Consider the following 4058-nt stretch of genomic DNA (forward strand, 5'->3'; position numbering starts at 1 on the left):
GCCACCCAGCGCCTCAATCGTCTTCCGATCCAGCATGGAACACCCCTTATACCCCTCTTGAGAGGTCTAAGGTATCGACGCAAGGGAAGAAGCTCCACGGAAACCCGCGAAGAACCAAAGATAAGCCGCCACATTGGCAATATCCTGCTTGGAAAGCATGGCGGCCATGCCGGACATGATCGAGCTGGATCGCTGACCCGACTGGAAAGACTCCAGCTGGTATTCCAGGTAGTTCGCGTGTTGCCCCGCCAGCTTTGGGTATTGCGGACTGGTCGAATTTCCATCGGGGCCATGACACATCGCGCATACCGCAGACACCTTGGACTGACCGGCATTGGCATTGCCCGTCGGAAAGTCAGTGGCCTGCGACGGTCCGGAGATCATCATGAGGCTGGCGGCCAGAACCAGCATGCCCACCATCGAGATCGTTGCTGATTTCATTACTCATTCCCCTCTGGAATGTGATGATCCTGCAACACACGCCACAGGACTCGTGCACTCCATCATACGCCGGGATGAAGCTTGCATGAGGGGCAGTACAGTTTCGGGCCATGATGGTTGTGAACATGCGTACCTTTCAGACCGGGGGTTGATGCAGGGCATGGATCATTCGATCAGCGGTTGATGGATCGGCAAGACTTCCATCCGGCCACTTTCAACACTGGATAATCTGATGCCAGCGCACAGTGAGCCCGGCCATGCATAAAGCGCGGCGTGCAAGGTTGCGGTGCCCTCGACCCCTTCGTTGCCACGCGCATGACTATCGTTGGCCTGCCGCGATTGCGGTCCCCTGACGCGCGTGCTTCAGTGTGTCCTGATGCACTGTCGCACGCGCTGCGGATTGGCCACGGGCATCGGCCCATGCCGGCGGGGTGATAACTTGGTGACATCACTCACCTGAATGCATGGAGAAATACATGCGTGCAATTGAAATCACGGCTCCCGGAAATCCTGAAGTCCTTGCGCTGACCGATCGCCCCCAGCCTCGTCCGGGTGCGGGGGAGATCCTGATCCGCGTGGCTTCGGCCGGCATCAACATGCCCGATATCTTTCAGCGCAAGGGCGGCTATCCGCCCCCGGAAGGCGTGACGGACATCCCCGGACTGGAAGTGGCTGGCGAGGTCGCTGCATGTGGCGAAGGCGTTTCCGGATTCAGCAAGGGCGACCCGGTATGCGCGTTGCTGGCCGGAGGCGGCTATGCCGAATATGCCGTGGCCCCTGCTTCCACGGTTTTGCCGATACCGCGCGGACTTGATGTGCTGCACGCCGCAGCCCTTCCTGAGACGGCGTTCACCGTGTGGGACGCGCTTTTCATGCGGGCACGACTGCAGCCGGGCGAGTCGGTGCTGATCCACGGCGGCTGCGGCGGCATCGGCAGCATGGCATTGCAGCTGGCCCGAGCCTGCGGATGCAGCCCGATATTCACCACCGGCCATCAACGCGATGGCCAGGCCGAGGCCTGCCGCCGGTTCGGCGCGACCCGGTTCATCGATTACCGTGAAGAGGATTTCGTGGAGGTCGTGAAACAGCAGACCGATGGCCGCGGGGTGGATGTGATCCAGGACATCATCGGTGGCGACTATGTGGCCCGCAACATCGAGTCGTTGGCCGTGGAAGGACGTCTGGTCAACCTGAACTTTGTCGCCGGTATCGAGGTGAAGGTGGATTTCCGCCCGGTGATGCGCAAGCGCCTTACGCTGATGGCCCAGACGTTGCGCGCCCGGACTGCCGAGGAGAAAGGCCGGATCGCGGCGCAGCTGCGGGAGCATGCCTGGCCATGGATCGAGGCCGGCAAGGTCACGCCGGAGATCTTCCGGACCTATCCCCTGGCCGAAGCGGCGTCCGCGCATGCCGCACTGGAGGCGGGTGGGCATATCGGCAAGATCGTGCTGACCCTCTAGAGCTGCCTGGCGCGTCTCGTCGCCCCATGCAACAAGCATCGACGCAGGACCCGGTGGTCTGCCTCTGGCCGGATCTTGAGCTTGTGCGTCGGTTGTCGGAACGGGCAGGATATAGGCACGTTTGTCATCTGCAAGGGGGGAATCATGGGCTGCACTACTGGAACCGCAAACCGCATGCAACATCGTGGCGTGCAGGGTGGGAAATGGTTCATCTGGTGCGCCGCGCTGATGCTCGCGGCGATATCGGTTTCGGCAAGCGCAGCCGTGCCGCAACCGCAGGGGTGGACCCAACGTTTCGCGGAAGATTTCAATGGACCGGCCGGTCAGCTGCCGGCATCGTCACGCTGGCGCTTCGACCTCGGTCACGGAAACCCCGGGGGTGGCCCCAACTGGGGCACCTACGAAGTCGAGGCCAACACAGCCCGACCCGAAAACGTCAGTCTGGACGGCAAGGGCCACCTGCGCATCACGCCGCGTCGAGACGCAAACGGGCAATGGACCTCGGCACGCATCGAAACCCGGCGCGATGATTTTCATGCGCCGGCAGGCGGAATGCTCAGGATCGAGGCGCGCATCCGCATGCCCGACGTGCATGGTCCTGCCGCGCTCGGCTACTGGCCGGCCTTCTGGGCGCTTGGCAAGAGTTTTCGTACCGCCAGGGACTGGCCGGCAAGCGGCGAAATCGACGTGATGGAGAACGTCAATGGACTGAATCGCGTCTGGGGCACCCTGCATTGCGGCGTTTCGCCGGGCGGGCCGTGCCATGAAAAACACGGACTGTCGGCGGATGTGCCGTGTCCCGGGGCGAGCTGCCAGGCCGCCTTCCATACCTATACAGTGGAATGGGATCGTAGCGTCAGCCCACAGGTGCTGCGCTGGTATGTCGACGGCAAGCTCTACCACACGCTGCGCCAGGACCAGCTACCTGCCGCCACGTGGAACCGCATGAGTACTAGAAAAGGCATGTACCTGATCCTCGACGTGGCCATCGGAGGACTGTTCCCGGACCGGCTGAATGCACCGGTTCCGACGCCGACTTCGGCGACTCAGCCGGGACATCCGATGCTGGTGGATTACGTGGCTGTGTGGACACGTGCCAAGGGAGAGGCGGTGCATACGACGCCGTGAACCTGCAAGCGAGGGGGTCCAGGCGAGCGGGCTGTTGTACAAGGCGCGGGTGGTGAGGCGAAACCTTCGTCTGCGGTGACTCAGGACGATACTGCCCGGACGCTGGCCAGATCGATCACTCCGCCGAGCACTTTGTCGATGACATCCTGGCGCAGCCGCCGCATGCCGACGGTCTGTGCTGCCTTGAGCACCTCCGGCACCTTGCCGCGGGAGCGGATCACGCTTTCCACGAGCGCCCGAACATGGCACTCGATGGCATTACACCAGTGCAGAAATTGGCGCTCGTCGTCTAGCTCCACTTTTGGCGTCAGCTAAAAATGGGGGGATTATCCCTGCACCTGGCCGGCCTCCTTTGTCGGACCACACTTCCTGGTCCCGGCCATCGCCCATCCGGCCGATGGTACAGTGCCTTTTTCCACCAAGGCCCGACGAGGCGAGCGACCTGATGACAGCGCATGATTCATACCCGATCGGTACAGCCGGACGCCCGTGGGGCAAGACGGAAATCGCCGAGTGGCGATCTGGACAGACGCGCAAGCGCAGTTACCAGGATGACGTCATGCAGCTCATCGAGCCACTGCATTCGCGCTTCGAGGTGACCGAGTACGGTCATCTGGACTATGCCCCCGACAGCTACCCGCTATTTGCCATCGCCAGCCGCAACTGGAATGACGCGCTGCCCTGTGTGCTGGTGACCGGCGGGGTGCATGGGTATGAAACCAGCGGTGTGCGTGGCGCCCTGCAGTTTGCCGAGGAACGTGCTGCTGAGTACGCGGGCCGGATCAACCTGCTGATTGTGCCTTGCGTGAGCCCGTGGGGGTATGAACGTATCCACCGCTGGAATCCGGATGCACTGGATCCCAATCGTTCGTTTCGTGCCGACAGTCCGGCCCCCGAGTCGGCCGCCCTTCTGGATCTGGTCGCGCCGCTTCGAGAACGCATCCTGGTGCATATCGACCTGCACGAGACCACCGACAGCGACGAATCCGAGTTCCGTCCGGCGCTTGCCGCACGCGATGGTATCGCATA

5 protein-coding genes are annotated in these 4058 nt (G+C 62.4%); 3 read left to right on the plus strand and 2 right to left on the minus strand.

The genetic code is table 11. The annotated features are described in order from the left end of the window. Window positions 1–66 precede the first annotated feature (66 nt). Complete coding sequence (locus PF446_RS10700) at window positions 67–420, minus strand: cytochrome c (RefSeq protein ID WP_298071410.1); 354 nt, start codon at window positions 418–420, stop codon at window positions 67–69. Window positions 421–917: 497 nt separating this feature from the next. On the opposite strand from PF446_RS10700, the gene PF446_RS10705 reads away from it, so the two are divergent. Together PF446_RS10705 and PF446_RS10710 are read left to right on the plus strand one after the other, a co-directional pair. Then, the gene (locus tag PF446_RS10705; RefSeq protein WP_298071411.1) at window positions 918–1901 is read left to right on the plus strand and encodes an NAD(P)H-quinone oxidoreductase; all 984 of its coding nucleotides are present in this window, start codon (window positions 918–920) and stop codon (window positions 1899–1901) included. A 174-nt stretch (window positions 1902–2075) separates the two neighbouring features. Then, on the plus strand, window positions 2076–3029 hold the full coding sequence (locus PF446_RS10710) for a glycoside hydrolase family 16 protein (protein ID WP_298071412.1): 954 nt from the start codon (window positions 2076–2078) through the stop codon (window positions 3027–3029). An 80-nt stretch (window positions 3030–3109) separates the two neighbouring features. Here PF446_RS10710 and PF446_RS10715 read toward each other — a convergent pair whose 3' ends face one another. Further along, window positions 3110–3328 (minus strand): hypothetical protein, encoded by a 219-nt coding sequence (locus PF446_RS10715; RefSeq protein WP_298071413.1) that lies wholly within the window; start codon window positions 3326–3328, stop codon window positions 3110–3112. A gap of 146 nt (window positions 3329–3474) precedes the next feature. Between PF446_RS10715 and PF446_RS10720 the strand changes: the two genes are divergently transcribed. Beyond that, the coding region (locus PF446_RS10720; RefSeq protein ID WP_298071414.1) for a M14 family metallocarboxypeptidase at window positions 3475–4058 on the plus strand (584 nt) is incomplete at its 3' end.

Origin of the sequence: Oleiagrimonas sp., assembly GCF_027858935.1 — a bacterium.
In the GTDB taxonomy this organism is placed as follows: Bacteria; Pseudomonadota; Gammaproteobacteria; order Xanthomonadales; family Rhodanobacteraceae; genus Oleiagrimonas.

Bases quoted from the DNA above. Each gene is read 5' to 3' on its own strand.
- PF446_RS10700 (WP_298071410.1), bottom strand. From the start codon at position 420: ATGGTGGGCATGCTGGTTCTGGCCGCCAGCCTCATGATGATCTCCGGA.
- PF446_RS10705 (WP_298071411.1), top strand. From the start codon at position 918: ATGCGTGCAATTGAAATCACGGCTCCCGGAAATCCTGAAGTCCTTGCG.
- PF446_RS10710 (WP_298071412.1), top strand. From the start codon at position 2,076: ATGCAACATCGTGGCGTGCAGGGTGGGAAATGGTTCATCTGGTGCGCC.